Source organism: Candidatus Villigracilis affinis (genome assembly GCF_016705895.1).
Classification (GTDB): Bacteria; Chloroflexota; Anaerolineae; order Anaerolineales; family Villigracilaceae; genus Villigracilis; species Villigracilis affinis.
The window spans coordinates 40,795-56,891 of the sequence record NZ_JADJKT010000024.1 but is presented as its reverse complement, the minus strand read 5'-3'; the positions used below and the strand labels follow the sequence as shown (position 1 = coordinate 56,891).

At 55.9% G+C, this 16,097-nt stretch carries 12 protein-coding genes; 4 read left to right on the top strand and 8 right to left on the bottom strand.

Annotation, left to right across the window (positions count from 1 at the left end):
- Window positions 1–59: 59 nt before the first annotated feature.
- Window positions 60–1,772 (top strand): thiamine pyrophosphate-binding protein, encoded by a 1,713-nt coding sequence (locus tag IPI86_RS10420; protein ID WP_345297945.1) that lies wholly within the window; start codon window positions 60–62, stop codon window positions 1,770–1,772.
- Between the two features lie 47 nt (window positions 1,773–1,819).
- Here the strand turns inward: IPI86_RS10420 and IPI86_RS10415 are convergent, their stop codons facing one another.
- A complete protein-coding gene (locus IPI86_RS10415; protein WP_345297944.1) occupies window positions 1,820–1,969 on the bottom strand; it encodes a hypothetical protein in 150 nt (49 codons plus the stop codon).
- A 281-nt stretch (window positions 1,970–2,250) separates the two neighbouring features.
- A complete protein-coding gene (locus IPI86_RS10410; RefSeq protein WP_345297943.1) occupies window positions 2,251–2,862 on the bottom strand; it encodes a DUF2652 domain-containing protein in 612 nt (203 codons plus the stop codon).
- Between the two features lie 96 nt (window positions 2,863–2,958).
- Between IPI86_RS10410 and IPI86_RS10405 the strand changes: the two genes are divergently transcribed.
- The 3 genes from IPI86_RS10405 (at window position 2,959) to IPI86_RS10395 (ending at window position 5,252) form a co-directional block, all read left to right on the top strand.
- Window positions 2,959–4,122 carry a DUF2652 domain-containing protein gene (locus tag IPI86_RS10405; protein ID WP_345297942.1) on the top strand — a complete coding sequence of 388 codons (1,164 nt, stop codon included), beginning with the start codon at window positions 2,959–2,961 and terminating at the stop codon, window positions 4,120–4,122.
- 42 nt (window positions 4,123–4,164) lie between these two features.
- On the top strand, window positions 4,165–4,614 hold the full coding sequence (locus IPI86_RS10400; RefSeq protein WP_345297941.1) for a nitroreductase family deazaflavin-dependent oxidoreductase: 450 nt from the start codon (window positions 4,165–4,167) through the stop codon (window positions 4,612–4,614).
- 431 nt (window positions 4,615–5,045) lie between these two features.
- Window positions 5,046–5,252: a DNA methyltransferase gene (locus IPI86_RS10395; RefSeq protein WP_345297940.1), complete on the top strand. Its 207-nt coding sequence runs from the start codon at window positions 5,046–5,048 to the stop codon at window positions 5,250–5,252.
- 1,228 nt (window positions 5,253–6,480) lie between these two features.
- Here the strand turns inward: IPI86_RS10395 and IPI86_RS10390 are convergent.
- The 6 genes from IPI86_RS10390 to IPI86_RS10365 all read right to left on the bottom strand — a co-directional run bounded on the left by IPI86_RS10390 (window position 6,481) and on the right by IPI86_RS10365 (window position 16,087).
- Window positions 6,481–8,862: an ATP-dependent helicase gene (locus IPI86_RS10390; protein ID WP_345297939.1), complete on the bottom strand. Its 2,382-nt coding sequence runs from the start codon at window positions 8,860–8,862 to the stop codon at window positions 6,481–6,483.
- 217 nt (window positions 8,863–9,079) lie between these two features.
- The gene (tnpA, locus tag IPI86_RS10385; protein ID WP_345297938.1) at window positions 9,080–9,490 is read right to left on the bottom strand and encodes an IS200/IS605 family transposase; all 411 of its coding nucleotides are present in this window, start codon (window positions 9,488–9,490) and stop codon (window positions 9,080–9,082) included.
- 2 nt (window positions 9,491–9,492) lie between these two features.
- Window positions 9,493–10,521: a hypothetical protein gene (locus IPI86_RS10380; protein WP_345297937.1), complete on the bottom strand. Its 1,029-nt coding sequence runs from the start codon at window positions 10,519–10,521 to the stop codon at window positions 9,493–9,495.
- A gap of 92 nt (window positions 10,522–10,613) precedes the next feature.
- On the bottom strand, window positions 10,614–10,883 hold the full coding sequence (locus IPI86_RS10375) for a hypothetical protein (protein WP_345297936.1): 270 nt from the start codon (window positions 10,881–10,883) through the stop codon (window positions 10,614–10,616).
- A 1,831-nt stretch (window positions 10,884–12,714) separates the two neighbouring features.
- On the bottom strand, window positions 12,715–13,902 hold the full coding sequence (locus IPI86_RS10370) for a hypothetical protein (RefSeq protein WP_345297935.1): 1,188 nt from the start codon (window positions 13,900–13,902) through the stop codon (window positions 12,715–12,717).
- A gap of 100 nt (window positions 13,903–14,002) precedes the next feature.
- Window positions 14,003–16,087 carry a UvrD-helicase domain-containing protein gene (locus tag IPI86_RS10365; RefSeq protein WP_345297934.1) on the bottom strand — a complete coding sequence of 695 codons (2,085 nt, stop codon included), beginning with the start codon at window positions 16,085–16,087 and terminating at the stop codon, window positions 14,003–14,005.
- Window positions 16,088–16,097 lie beyond the last annotated feature (10 nt).

Genomic DNA, 16,097 nt, shown 5'->3' with positions numbered 1-16,097 from the left:
GGTTTTTTCCTTTGTGATCTTTGTGCCCTTCGTGTTTAAATCTTTTGGAGGAGGAACTCATGACTGAAATAACTGTTGGTGAATTGCTGGCGAGGTGTTTGCAGGCCGAAGGCATTGAAATGATGTTCGGCATCATTGATGGCGCGCATATCCCGTTCACGGTACATGCGCCGAAGTATGGCATTCGGCATGTCAACTGCCGGCATGAGGAAGGCGCTGTCCATTTGGCGGAGGGATATTCACGCACGAACGGCAAGCCGAGCGTGGTGATTGCCAGCCCGGGGCCGGGCGGGGCGAATATGCTGGCGGGGATTTCTTCCGCACATGCTGAAGGACATCCGATCATTGCAATTGCATGCACACGCCGCCGCCTCACCACTGACCCGGAGCGGGGCGGTGCATGGCAGGCAACCAACCTCGTGGACATGGCCAAGCCGATCACGAAATACAGCGGGCTTGTCCGTCAGCCGGAGCGACTGCCTGAGATGATGCGGGCAGCTTTCCGCGCGGCATTGACCGGACGTCCCGGCCCGGTGTTCATCGCCATTCCAGATGAAATGCTTGGCATGAAAATTGATGATGAGAAAATCCCTGTCTATCCATCGTCACAATATCGCATGACGAATATGGGCGCGGGCGACCCTGCGTGGATCGAACAGGCGGCGGAATTGCTGGCGAATGCGAAGCGTCCATTTTTGCATGCGGGCAAAGGCGTGTTGTGGGCGGATGCTTCCAAAGAGTTTATCGAGTTGAGTGATTATCTCGCGGCGGGCATGAGCACATCCATGGGCGCGCGCGGTGCGGTGCCCGAAGATCATCCGCGATATTTTTTCGTGTTCGATATGCAAGCCTCGTCGCTGGCGAAGAATGAAGCGGATGTGATTTTGGTGGTTGGCTCGCGCCTCGGTGAATATGATGGTTGGGGTTCTCATCCAGCGTGGGGAAAGCCTTCGGAGCAGAAAACAATTCAAATCGATGTTGATGCGAATTCCATCGGGTTGAATCGGCCTGTTGATGTGGGCATCCTCGCAGACGCGAAATCTGCGCTTAAGGCGATCTTATCCAAAGTAAAAGAGAAGAGACAGGCGCGAACCGAAATGGAAGACCTGCCGCGTTACCGTGAGTTGACCCAGCAAACGCAGATGCAGGGATTTCAATTTTTGATGGCAGAGCCAACGCGCGGACTCAACCCCGGGCAGATGGTTTTCAACGCGCGCACGTTTTTCCCGCGCAATGCGGTGACGGTGCTTGACGGCGGCAACACAACGTTGTGGGGCGTGGCCTTCAACCAGATTTTTGAGCCGCGCAGTTTTCTGTATTCGGTGAAGATGGGCTATCTCGGAACGGGCGTGCCGTTTGCCATCGGCGCAAAACTTGCCGCACCTGAGCGTGTCGTGTATTGCATCACGGGCGATGGCGCGGTTGGCTTTAACATCATGGAAATGGAAACTGCGTTGCGCGAGAACGCGCAGATCATTGTCCTCGTTGCGGTGGATGATGGCTGGGGCATGGAACGCAGCGCGCATAATTTTGGCGGCGTGCCTGCCGAGCAGCAGCAGGGTGTGAATATTTCAGGCGAGATGCGCTACGATTTGATCGCGCAGGGGATGGGATGCTACGGCGAAAAAGTGGACTCTGTGGGCGAACTGCCCGCCGCTCTCCAACGAGCAGTTGATTCCGGTAAACCGGCATTGCTGCATGTGACGGTTGATTCTGTCCTCAACACAGACCCGCCAGGGTATAAGCAATTCCGGTATGTAAGGACACTGTAAAAGTAAAACGGCCTCGGAATTTTCCGAGGCCGTTCTTATATCTCAACTTACTTTGCCGCAGGGCGTTTGCCCTTTTTGACAACTGTGCCGGGCACACTGTTCTTGCGGGCTTCCTGTTTTACGAGGCGGTTGTGTCTGGCCATGCCTTTGGAAGGGCGCTTGGCTTTGACTTTGGTGGCGGTGGGGGTTGCATTCATTTGACTTGCTCCTTGGGTACTGCATAAATTTTTGATTCGGACTTAAATAGCCAGACGCACCTTTTACAAAGGCGGCAGCTGTTCGATGTTCCGATGAATATGAGGTTTTTTCGTTGGGCTGCTTACAAGCGATACTCCATATCCCCCGCGTATAGGCAATTTACCATCAAGTGACCTGATTTCATTGTACTACGGAGTACGGGATTCTCCCTGCGGAAATAAAAACGGTCTCGTGAATATTTCATCAGAGACCGTTCTTGTTGTTCCAATATAAAGCGGGGTTACTTTTTCATTTCATCGTAGCGGACATGCATATTCATCACGTACGTTTCCACGTTCCCAAGGTGCTCATAGGTTTCAGCCTGTTGAATGAAAGGCTTCTTATCCGCCTGCATCCGTTCCAGACAATTGCCTGTGAAGAGGACATACCCATTCCAGCCCGTGGATTCGGAGACGCTGTTCTTTGCGAGCCTGTGGATCAGGGTGACATCGTTCCCCATCAGGTCTTTGATGCCCGCCACTTGCTGAATGATGTATTCCCCGTGATGGACCAAAAATTTCAGGTCAAGAGCTGGGATGGCCTGACACGCCTTGCATGGACAGGTCGCCTGCGCGTGCAGAGATCTGGCTGAGTCTCGAAAAAGCTCATAGGTATTATCGAGCAGTTCAAGCATCACATTGCAGTTGGGCATCTGCTCATCGGGCACGTACGCAAAGACAGCGTCGCCTTCCAATTTGACGATGGAAAGCAGATCGTCCAACCTCTCGATAATGTTTTCCAACAAAATGGAGATGGCCTTCTCCGCATGCTCGATCTCGGTTCTGGCGACAAAGGATGTGTATCCCGAAATATCGGCGAGTACCAAATATCCTGTTTGTGTTTTTCGTTCCATCAAATCTCCTGTCTTTTGATGCTGATTTTTTTTATTCTACCTTGAATTGGACAGGTATACTCTATTTTATTACTAACCTGTGATATAAATCGCGGTATGACACAACAAGGCTTCTTGATCATTTCCGATATTACAGGCTACTCAAGGTATGTCAACGAGTCGGAGCTGGAACATGCGCGCGACAGCCTGACCGCCTTGTTGAATCTGTTGATCCGCCACACTCAGTCCCCTTTGGTCATATCCAAACTGGAAGGCGACGCTGTTTTTTCCTATGCGCCAGCGGGCGGTTTCTTGCAGGGACAAAGCCTGCTGGATATGATCGAATCCACGTATGCGTCCTTCCGCAAGGCGTTGGAACTGATGGTGATCAATACCACCTGCCCCTGCAATGCCTGCCGAAACCTGCCCAATCTCGACTTGAAGTTCTTCGTTCATTACGGTGCGTACATGACCCAGAAACTGGGAAGTTTCACCGAACTGGTGGGGAACGATGTCAATTTGGTGCATCGCCTCGCAAAGAATCACATCAAAGAGAAAACAGGCTTCAAGGCGTACGCCGCTTTTACCCAGTCGGTGATGGATGCGTTAGGGCTTGAAGATTTCCAAAACAGCCTGATCCCGCATCGTGAGACCTTCGCGGATGTGGGGGAAGTGCAAATGTACGTGGATGATATGCATAAGGTGTGGGAACGCTTGAAGGACAGGGTGCGGATCGAGGTCCGACCTGAAGAGGCGCTGGGTATTTACAAGTTTGAGTTCCCCGTACCTGCGTCTATTTTATGGGAATATCTGACAAAGCCCGAACATCGCGCCGTTTTACTGGGTGTGGAGAAAGCGGAACTGCACAACAAGGTGCTGGGGCGCACGGGGATCGATTCGGTTTACTATTGCTATCATGGCGAAGAAGTATCTGCCAGGATGACCATTTTGGACTGGCGACCCTTCGAGCAGTTTACGATGGACTGCCCCACTCCTATGAATGCAAGCTTTTACAATACACTTATATTGGAACCCACAAAAGATGGAACGCGATTGATCAATTTATTCAGTAAGTCGCGCGGCGCCTGGCTGCCGAGTTTGATCACTAACCTTCTTTCAAGGTTTGTTTTTGGTCCACAAATGGGAAAGAGAGCGGAACAGATCCTACAACGCATCCAACAAGACCTTGCCGATGGGACTGCGTTCGTCTCCCCGCCTATTGAAGTGGACAAAGCTCAGGTTGCTTCACTTACAACTCAAACACTGACCCACGAGCATTAAACCCGACCTCTCTTCCCCAAGCGGGAGAAATCCATGCATCCTATGAGTAAAATTCGCAAGGAGATCACGAAATACATGAGTGATGAAAGCGAGTGGAACAAAAAATTGATCGCCGAATTTCGTGTCAATGGAGGCAAAGTAGGCGGACACTTTGAAGGCAAGACTCTTTTACTGTTGCACACCCTCGGCGCAAAAAGTGGACAGGGACGCGTGACCCCAACTGCCTATGTCCGCGATGGAGAGCGGTTTGTGATCATCGCCTCCAACAGCGGTGCTGAGAGTCATCCCGCCTGGTATCACAACTTGATCTCCAAATCTGTGGCAACAATCGAAGTTGGCGCGGATCAGTTCAACGTCTACCCGAGCATTGCGCAAGAGCCAGAGCGCACACACCTGTACGACAAAATGGTGGAGATGATGCCTATCTTCGAGAAATATCGTCGGGAGACAACACGGGAAATTCCAGTAATCCTGCTAACGCCTGTGAAGTAAAGCCGCATACAAAAACGGTCTCGTGGACATTCCGCCCGAGACCGTTTTTCATCCTTGCGCCGCATTTTCATCCAAAATCCGCACCAGATCAGCAGATGAAAGCAGGCGTGGGTAAAAATGTCAGCACATTTTCCAAAACATGTCGGTACATTTTTCCCAAAATGTCAGTACATTTTCGAAAAGATGTACTGACATTTTGTACTTGTAGAAAGCTCTTATTGCCGCATCCTACACTCGCTCCCCGAAGGGTGGTGAAGCCGTGGACATTATCTCCTGAGACCGTTTTTCATTTGACCTAGCAACCTCCTCCACCACAGGCAACCACAAGGAACCAAATAGACTATAGCACCCTCCCCAAGAGATGAAATGAGCAGATGATCTAAACTTTTACCGCAGAAAATATCCTTACAAGGATTGGGGTGAAGTAGTTCTTGACTAATTTTCGGGATCAACCAAGAACAGTCCGATTTTCACCCCCCAAAAACCACTCTTTTCCTGCCAAATTTCCTCCTCAATTACCAAGGAAATTCATATTGGCATTGACTCAGCCTGGAGATATTGTTTTGGATACTATGGTGGGGTCAGGAACGAAGCCTTTTGATCTTATCTGCTTGGAGGAAGCAATTGGTGTGATTTGATCCATTAGCAATATGCTTTAAAGTAAGAGTGGTTACTCTTACACCAAGACAAATATCAAATGCCTTTGCTATATCATCATCGCCAGAGATGGCTTCAGAGGTCGAACTGATATCAAAATTGGACTCCTAGATGGTTCTCAAAGTGCCATTGGTTGTGAGAAATTAATAAAATTGAAGACCATTCAATAGTGTTTGTTCAAATTGTTTTATCTGTCATTATACAAAAACTGGTGGGGTTCACTTATGATTTTGGCCCCCCCCCGGCAGCGGGAATTAAGCTAATATCACCAACCTTTTCCAACTAAGCTATGGATCCGCCGATAGAAACGAATAGCGTGATCTCATGTGACATCTCCGCCATTGCTTTGCAATAGATTATATGCGCGCCAAAGTTCTTGTTTGGTTTGGATATCCAATTGGCGAACTAACGCAAAAAGAAAAACTTACATGGCAGCGAAGGACTTACAATGGGTTCTGTTGAGCTTCCTGGTAATGTAGAACAGCATTGGCGGGTAAAAAAGCAAAACAGCCGTTTCGCTTCAGATATTATTCTGAAATGTCTCTTGCTTTAGATGAAAGTATCGCGTATAAACGGAGTTGTTTGTAGTTGGCAATTCAACTTGTGGAGGAACTAATGTTGAAAGTCATATGGATTGGAAAACTGTTTGAAATCCCCAAAGGAATTTAATCTTAAATTATTGCTGATTTAGTAACACTTTTTCTCAATCTGACGATGTAGTGTTGTAGTCAAAAACAAATCCCCTTGATAACTCTGGATGCCCCCCCGGCGGCGCAACAAAAAGATTACTACGTCCGAACCCCCTATTGATCAATCTCCGAATGAGTTGTCCGCAAATTTAAATGTTCCTATCACGCTTCCTTTTGGGGACTCCGGGGCGCGCGGGAGGCGGGCCGGCGGGCGGATCTTCAAAGCAGATTTTTATATAACTTGCAAACTATATAATCAACTTATAATGCGTTCCCTCACACTTTCGCCACATATGACTGAAGATTTTCCTAATGACCAGTGACATCTATCTGAGTTAAACCAGCGTCTTTTCTAGCTTGACGTAAAAGTTCTAAAACTCGTTTGTATTTATCGGAATAAATGGTTTTAGGCATACTTCATCTCAGATTGTGAAATCTTACAGGAGAATTCAAATTAACCCAAAATAGAATATTATTTTTGGAGATTTTGGCATATTTGTTTTCAGGAATTGTAGCCATGTCACTTTCCTGGATATTTTTTAGTAAATCGAAATTCTGCCCTACTTGGCCCTACTTCCTCCCACCACCCCATCAACTCACTCATCGCCAGACTCGGCGTCGCATCGCCCTGACGACCTGAATTCCACGTCACGATCAAATCCTTTTTCGCGCGGGTGATGCCCACGTATAACAGGCGCAGACGTTCCTTGACGTAATCGAGGCGCGAGCGCATGGTGGCTGTGCCTTCTTCGTACCAGTCATATTCGCTGTTCGATTCCAGCGCTTTCAGTTGTTCCAGTGCTTCGGCTTCGAGATTCAATCCACTGCGCACGAACCACTTCTCCGAAATAAAACGGTCATTCGGCATGTTCGACGGGAAGTCATAATTATTGACCGACATCATATACACGCGGTCCCACTCCAGCCCCTTCGCCTTGTGCATCGTCGTCACCACCACCTTGCCGCGATGCCGCTCGGGGTCGAAGCCAGAGTCATCGTCTGAAAAACCGATGAAGCGCCGCTCGTTCTTCGCGATCACCGCCAGCTCCGAAGCCAACTCAGGCAGACGCCAATCCGCATGATCGTCCGCGGCCTTTCGCAGCACCAGCGCCAGTTTATACGCCAGCGCCAGATCCGAAGCGCCGCTAAACACATCCTGTGCCAGCGTCAGCACCAGTTGGTCAATGGGGAGCGCGACCGCATTCAGCCAACGCTGGACATTGACTCGAAAAACGCTCAACTCTTCGATGACTTGCGGCGAATCCACCTCACCGATAGCGGCCAGCCATTCATCAGCCTGACTCGGCGCGATGAAATTTTCCACATTAACCATCTTGCGCAACAGGCTCGGAATCTGCTCAATGTGTTGACGCAGTGCCGCAGCGTCCTGCTCTTGATCTGCATTTTGGGCGGAGCGCCGCTCTGTCCCTGCGTTTTTGTTCGAACCGAAAACATCGCGCCGCCAAACCTCATACGCCTTCGATAACTTCCGCGCAGACTGTGGATCGGCGAGATACGACAACAAATAATTCAACGACCCCGCCGCCGCGCGCGTTTCGGTTGTGCTGGAGATCAATTCGATCGGCTCGATGCCGCGCTTGCGCAACTCGTTGACCACTTCCACGCCGCGTTGGTTGCGCGGGACAAGGACTGCGATGGTCGGTTTTTCTTCATCGGGGAATTCTGCAAACGAATCGACAAAATTCTTCACCGACTTGGCCACCGCTTCAAGTTCATTTTCGGGTGTGTACTTTTTGCTGATGAATTTGATGCCCTCAGGGTTCTCAGGCGGGTTTTGCTGCGGGTCGTTTTCAGGCACAGGGATGATATGCGGCAGCGACAACGCCGTCCGCACATTGGGATCGGGATGCGCGGTCATCACCCAGTCAATGAGATGATTCGCCAGCGCAAGAATGGACGGCTGCGAACGTCCCGACTCGGGCATATCCTGGCTTGGGTTCTCGCGGATGAATTTCCGCAGGAGTTCGGGCGAGGCGGTGGTGAAGGTTTCAAAGATGGCCTGGTTGGGGTCACCGACGCGCACCCAATTTCCGACCTCACCCCCGACCCCTCTCCTGAGAGGAGAGGGGAGAGAACCGCCAGATAACAAGGCGAGTATCCTCTCCTGAGTCTGACTTGAATCCTGTGCTTCGTCTTCCAAAATGTAGGGATAGCGATAATGCAATCGCTCCAGAAATTCCTCGTCGCTTTCGAGCAGGGTCAGCGCATAGCGGATGAGATCATCGAAGTCCACGGCGCCGCGATAGGCGAGGGCGCGTTGATAGTCCGCGTAGATGCTGTAGCCGAGTTCGGCGAGCGGCAACGGGGCGAAAGATGCGTCTAGTTTGGCTCGCAGGCTTTCGGGAGTCAGGAGGCGATCTTTCGCAGAGCGGATAAATGCCAAAGCGAGGGAATCCACCAGATCGGGCAGTTGCGAGCGGCGAATCCAATCCTGTTTGGAATTGTCGAGGGCGGGGTCGAGATAGTCATCGAGTGAATTGGATGCCAGCCACGCATTGACCGACTCGCGGCGGATAAAACCCGCTTCGCGTTCGTCGATGATGCTGAAGCGTTCTTCAAGCCCCACACGCGCAGGCTTCTCGCGGACGATGTCGTGCGCAAGCCCATGCAGGGTGCGCACGCGATATTTGTACAACGACTCGATGGGGCTGTTGAAAAACTGTTTGATGCGCTTGTCGAAATTATCCACCGCTGAGTTGACGAGGGTGACGATGAGCACTTCCTGCCCATCTTGCAGGTCGCCTTCCCTGATGATCTTCGCCGCAAGCGCCGAGAGAATGTGGGTCTTGCCAGCGCCAGGCACGGCGGCAATACCAAGCCGTCCGCCGTTGTAGCGGAGGATGTTCTGTTGGGAGGGGCGGGGAGTGAAATTAGGTGTCATGTGTTGAGGTGATTCTACTCGGTAATCGAATTAGTCCGCTTTAGCGGGGTTCGTATGTCGATGGTTTGATCACCGCGCGGTGAACCCGCGTGGGAGAAACCCCACGGCATGCCTGTTTGAAGGGACTGCCTGTCCGCTTTGATACTTTCCTGTCTTGATAAAACGGTGGTTTATCACCGCCCGGTGGTAAACCGTTGGGCTATTTATTTTGCACAGATTACCGTTCATCCATCTGCTCCATCTCGGCAATCAACGTCCCATCCGCATGATGTTGTTTCTGGTTATGAATATATCGTACCACTGACGAAAGGTTTTTCTCGCCAAAAGATAAAACGCCATATTCATCCTGCCAGTAAAACTCGAAATCAGGTTTGATCACATGATTAATGAAATGTGAACTATTCCCTTTCACATCCCCTATGAATTTTGCAGGCGCAATTTTAGGTGGTATGGATACCCCAAGATGAACATGATCTTCGATCCCGCCAATGGCATGGACAAATCCGCCTAGGTCTTGTGCTTTCGCCGCGATGGCGCGATACAGTTCAGGTTCAAGAGCAGAATCAATATATGAAAAACGATTCTTTGTTCCCCAAATAAAGTGATAGTAGAGCTTCCAATATGGCATGATTATTTCGCCGCTCCCGAATCCACATCCACCATCATTCCCGAAGTATCCACGGCTTCGAAATCATTGCCTGTCAACACATCGAGCAAGTGGAGCATATCATTGTCCCAGCGGTCATCGGGTGCGCCGCTGATGTACCAGTTTGAGCCGTTGTCTGCCAAAATGATTCCATACGTTTTCATGGCTTGCAGGATGATTTGCATTTCCTGCGGAAAACCTGAAATATCGTAATCTGCTTTCAAACGAAAACGCGCGCCCATGGGTGGAATCCCATCCTGTGGGTCGTCTGTCAGATGCCGCGCAGGCCAGATATAGCCAGCCGTTTTTTCGATCGTAAAACGCAGCGCGTGTTTAATTTCGCCTGCAGCGATTTCATCGTAGCGCACCAGGCCAGGCAGAATCGGCAGACCAGCCGCGTCGGAGGAGGTCCATGTATCGGGGCGCAGGGTATTCGAGTTCAAATCCCAGATCGCACCAGAGCCGCCCCTCCATTGTCCGCCATCGAAACTGGCATCATAAACTTCGTAGAGTGTGCAAGTATCGGTATCCAGAACCAAAATGTGACGGTCGCCCCCCGCTTCCTGGTTTGGATTTTCAGGAATCGGATACGGGCCTGGATCTGATTCGTCTGCGTAATCAAACTCGAATCCAACTTTCGGGACAGTTGATCCAGCCACGATATTAAATGGGATTCCGATCAAGCCGCCATCATATTCGCCTGAGCCGAAGTCCATGTGGAAACTTACAGCGCGGCCGATGCTGTTGATCCACGCATCGGATTGTGGATGAGTCGGGAGTGTATCGATGGGTGCATTCCAATAATTGTCTGCGGGGAACATCGGGCAGTTTGCGAGAGTCGGCCCATTTGAAGGGGAAGGCGCAGTGGTTGGGAAAATTTCCGCAGTAGCAGCTACAGGTGATTGTGTTTCGACAACTTCAGGTGCGGGTGTGATGCTGGCAGGTGTTCCAAAATTGCAGGCAACCATCAATACAAGAAGACCGATAAGTGTTGGGATTTGTTTGTTTTTCATTCTCTCTCCTGACATCGTATAACCTTTAAAGTGTTCTTGGCAATTTCCCGCGCTGCTCGAAGCCTATCTTGTTCATTTTAACATGATGCATGCTACCTTATTTTCGTATAACTTCCGCACGCAAAAATGGAGTAGTGCTCATTTTCGTACAGCGCGGACCTTTGGGTCTTGAGTACGGCAAGACTTTGCCAGGCTGGGTCGAGGTCGCTGAAGATCAACAGGTCGATGGAATATTTTCTGCAGGCGTCGTCAATGGGTTGCCAGTTTGAAAAATCTTCGGTGAACAGGAATTCAAGTTCGCTTACGAATTTGTTGTAAGTGGTCAGAGATACGCCGTAGATGGTGCGGTCGGCGATCACCATTTGATGCGTGCCGTACAATCCGCTGGGACGGTCGGCGAGGGGAGGTGTTGTCCCCCCCCCCCCCCCCCCCCCCCCCCCCCCCCCCCCCCCCCCCCCCCCCCCCCCCCCCCCCCCCCCCCCCCCCCCCCCCCCCCCCCCCCCCCCCCCCCCCCCCCCGGCGCCCCCCCCGGCGCGCGGGGGCCGCCCCCCCCGCGCCCGCCCGCCCCCCCCCCCCCCCCCCCCCCCCCCCCCCCCCCCCCCCCCGCCCCCCCCCCCCCCCCCCCCCCCCCCCCCCCCCCCCCCCCCCCCCCCCCCCCCCCCCCCCCCCCCCCCCCCCCCCCCCCCCCCCCCCCCCCCCCCCCCCCCCCCCCCCCCGGCCCGCCGGCCCCCCCCCCCCCCCCCCCCCCCCCCCCCCCCCCCCCCCCCCCCCCCCCCCCCCCCCCCCCCGCCCCCCCCGGCGCCCCCCCTCCCTTTTGCCCCGGGCCCCCCCCCCCCCCCCCCCCCCCCCCCCCCCCCCCCCCCGCCCCCCCCCCGGCCCCCCCCCCCCCCCCCCCGGCCCGGGCGCCCCCCGCCCCCCCCCCCCCCCCCCCCCCCCCCCCCCCCCCCCCCCCCCCCCCCCCCCCCCCCCCCCCCCCCCCCCCCCCCCCCCCCCCCCCCCCCCCCCCCCCCCCCCCCCCCCCCCCCCCCCCCCCCCCCCGCCCCCCCCCCCCCCCCCCCCCCCCCCCCCCCCCCCCCCCCCCCCCCCCCCCCCCCCCCCCCCCCCCCCCCCCCCCCCCCCCCCCCCCCCCCCCCCGCCCCGCCCCCCCCCCCCCCCCCCCCCCCCCCCCCCCCCCCCCCCCCCCCCCGCGCGGCCCCCCGCCGGGGGGCCGGCCCCCCCCCCCCCCCCGGCCCCCCCCCCCCTGGGCGGCGGCCCCCCCCCCCCCCCCCCCCCGCCCCCCCCCCCCCCCCCCCCCCCCCCCCCCCCCCCCCCCCCCCCCCCCCCCCCCCCCCCCCCCCCCCCCCCGGCCCCCCCCCCCCCCCCCCCCCCGGGGGGGGGGGGGCGGCCGCCCCCCCCCCCCCCCCCGGCCCCCCCCCCCCCCCCCCCCCCCCCCCCCCCCCCCCCCCCCCCCCCCCCGCCCCCCCCCCCCCCCCCCCCCCCCCCCCCCCCCCCCCCCCCCCCCCCCCCCCCCCCCCCCCCCATCGCGGGCAGCCCTCCCCCCCCCCGCCCCCCCCCCCCCGCCCCCCCCCCCCCCCCCCCCCGGCGCCCCCGCCCCCCCCCCCCCCCCCCCGCGGGGGCCGGGGGCGGCCGCCCCCCCGGCGGCGCGGGGGGGCCCCCCCCCCCCCCCCCCCCCCCCCCCCCCCCCCCCCCCCCCCCCCCCCCCCCCCCCCCCCCCCCCCCCCCCCCGCCCCCCCCCCCCCCCCCCCCCCCCCCCCCCCCCCCCCCCCCCCCCCCCCCCCCCCCCCCCCCCCCCCCCCCGCCCCGGCCCCCCCGGGGCCGGCGGGGGCCCCCCCCCCCCCGCGGGGCGGCCCCCCCCCCCCCCCCCCCCCCCCGCCCCCCCGGCCGGGGGGCCCCCCGCCGCCGGCCGGGGGGGGGGGGGCCCCCCCCCCCCCCCCCCCCGGCGCCCCCCCCCCCCCCCCGGCCCGGGGGCGGGCCGCCGGCCCCCCCCCCCCCCCCCCCCCCCCCCCCCCCCCCCCGCTGGCACCAAAAGAAGGAATGCGAGTGTGAAACCAACGAGGTCTTGCAGGGTGTAATTTAGGGAATAAAAAGACAAATTGCCCTCGAGAATTTTATTTTCGGTTGCTTGAAAATCACGAAGCCGCTAAGATGAAAAGTTGCAAATTTTTTTCTTTGAGTCTTGGTGCCTTTGTGTTTTTATGTTTCGATCACGCGAGACTTCCCTATCCATTTTCGCAAACCGAAACCCAGTGCCAGAAAAGCGACCAGTTCCACGATCCGATTCAGCGTGGACATGTTCAGCCGCAGTGAAAATCCGCCGTAGAAATCACGGTATTTCTCCACGTCCCAATCGGGAATGTGCATCCAGAGTCGGTTGAAGATGAAAGTGACGGCGAGCATGAACCCGATCTGCAGGTTGGGGATGGCTGGGGCGATGAGCCCAATCAAAATGATCTGCGGCAGGAAGAGAAATGTAGCAAAGCGGTTGAAGTCGGTGCCGCCGAAGAAACTGAGCAACAGTACGAAAACCGTGTACGCCAGCAAATATCTACGCTGATTTTCGGGCAGGGAGGCGAATGCGGTTTTGATGGTTTTCAGGTCAGCGAGGAACAGCAAAGGCAAAAGATAGGCGAAGATGGAGAAGATGAAATTCACGTCCACGCTTGGGATGAAGGGCAAAATGACTGTGGTGAGCAGGGCATCTCCTGAAAGCCCGACGAGTTGGTAATTTTCGGTCACAGGGATGAGCAGGCGCGGCAGGAGAATGGCGGGAGCGAGGCAGGCTGTTGAAATGGCGGCCTGCTTGATGAAAAGTCCGCGCTCTTCACTGCGATATGCCATGAATAAATACGCGACCAGTGGAATGATGTTGAATTCCCGAATCTGTGACGCAATGAGCGTGACGACCAGCAATGGCAGGAATTTTCGATTGAACGCCAGATAGGTTTGTAACAGGATGAGCGCGTAGGCCAGATGGTCTGGCCTGTAAATATCGAAGAGCAGGAACTTCACATTGAATAATGAAAGCGCCGTCACAGCCATGGCGAGGTAGGCGCCTTTGGTTGAATTGCTCAGCCATTTGACAAAGAAGAAAATCCCTGTGAGTTGCGTGATCGCGCCGAAATACGCGATGACACCGAATCCGCGCTCGATGGAGAATCCCAGCAGGGACAATCCATGCACAAGGAAGGGAGTCAGGTAACGATAGGCAAACGGGCTCGCCAATGGGTCAGCGCGAAATCCATCCTTGGCCAGCGCGATGTAATAGAGGAAGTCCCAGGCGTTTCCCTGCGTGTTGATTGCATTCGTGACAAGATCAAGCCCGAGCCCGAGCGTCGTCAGAGCCGCGAGGAGGAGAATCCACAGGAGTTCGCGCGTTTTCATTTCCACCCAGTTTTCCTGGAAAGCATTTTGAAATCTTTAACCCAATCCACGTGCTTTTTGATACATGCGGACTGAAGTCCGCGCTCCGCAAAAACGGATTTCATTCCTGCCCCTGCAACGACAGCACCTTTTGGAAAGCGCGCAGCAATGAACCGCGCTGTTCCATTCCCGATTCGCTCAAATCGGCCAACGCCAGAAATACTTTGTCTTTGCATCGGCTGAGCAGCCCGCCGACCAGCCGTGCCAGCGCATCGGTCTCTTCGCGCACTTCATCGGTGTCCATCCAGAAATGTCCCTGCGAAGGATCCCATTCGCGCGAAAGAACGTAAGGATGAGTCAGCGGTTGTGAAAGACGCTGAACCCAACCCACAGAACCAGGGTCAAGCCAGAACTGAACGGTCACAGGATGATTCATCATCAGGAAGGTGTGGGCGGGCGCAACCAGCACGGCATCCTTATTTTCACTGCGCCATGATTCGAGATATTGTGCGGCGATCACGCCGTCTTCCAACATGGCAAGATATTCCCTGCCCATGTCAAAGTCTGTTTGGTCAAATGGTTCCATCGCATTGCGGAATTTCTTGATGGATTCGATCAGGCTCGAAGCCACGCGCACTGCATCCATATCGCTGTGAAATCCAAACTCGGGCTGCGAAAGCACTTCACCGAAGAATTTTCGCAAAAAGAAATCCAGTGGCAGGGGGGCGGCATCGCGATATTCGAGCAGCCAGTTGCGCAGGGTCGCGTATTTTTCTCCGAGCCTGTAGGTGATGCGTTCCTGCATCTCGGGCCTGATCTCTTCAAAGGGCGAAAGCCTCGAGTCTTTTTGGCCATACACCACTTCGGTCAGCAATTGCGCGCGCACGAGGTCTGTGTCCAATGCGAACATCAGGGTTTGCATCACATCGAACTTTGTAGGACGTACATTCCAATGTGGGTGCGCGAGCGCGGAGAGAGTCAATAGCGCATTGCTGGCGGGTTCGTCGCGCAGTGAACGCGAAGGCCGATGTGACCGCCACGGAATATTTTCCTTCTCCAAACGGTCAGCGATCGAAAAACGCAGCGCATCTGAAAGATACGGTGCAAGCACCACGATCTCGGCGGGTGGCGTGCCTTCTTCGATCAATGTTTTTATTTTCCCGACCACCTCATTCAACATCTCGGGGTAGAAATGTGCCATGATGAATTCCATCGTGTCAGTCGGATAGGTCTCTTCTCCCGTGCTTTGATTTGTGATGGCAGAAACCAGCGAATTGGAAAGCTGAATGATATTTTCGGATGAGACGAAACTCTCGATGAATTCGACCTGACTCTCGCAGGTCTCGTTCAGGGCGTAGCCGCTTACTGCATCGCCTCCGAGGAAGCGGCGATACCCCGCGTCATTGTCGTAGAGCAACAGCGCCGAATCAAAATCTGCCATCCACTCGCGGACGATATCGTGCGCGCGCGGCGCATCCTCTTCGATGTTGTCATAGATGAGGTGGCGATAAGTCCGTTTGAGGTAGTTTTGCACCTGTTCCTGCGGCCAGAGAATATCGGCGAAAATTTCCAGTTGAAGGGAGAAATCGAGCAGGTTGTGTTCGAGGCAATACTCGCGGAAGCGGATGGCGCAATCCTGCACATCCTGATAAATGCGGCGCTGACCAGGGTCACCGACCCAGGCGGCATCAAGGCGCGCGCCGATCTCGGTATGCGGAAACCCGACCACCGCTGCCTTGTTCAAGGTGTCAATGATCTGTGAATACAGGCGGTTGCGGTCAATGGTGAGCGATTGAAAATAGCCCTCATCCAGCAGGGGGCGTACGATAAACGCCATGTAATATTGTGCGGTTTCAAGTGTGAGAAAAACGGGAGCCCGTTCGGGGTTTTTGAATCCAGCGGCTTCGGCGGCGATGGGCCAGAACAGGTCACACATACGTTTGGCGAGGCCGCCAATGGTGGCGGAAGTGACTTCACCACCTGCGCGCCGCTCGGGGCTGTAGAGCAGTTCGAGGTACGGCTCCTGCATCGTGCGCTGCGGTGTGAGCATCAGAATCGAGTCGGCGGGGATGCCTTGTTCGAGCAGGAAGCGCATGCGCTCGACACCGGCGGTTGTTTTCCCCGTCCCTGCGCGGCCTGAGACGAAGAGACGAGAGTCAAGGGGCGACTCGATGATTTGACGCTGAATCAGGTTGAGGTTTGTCATGATGCGATGG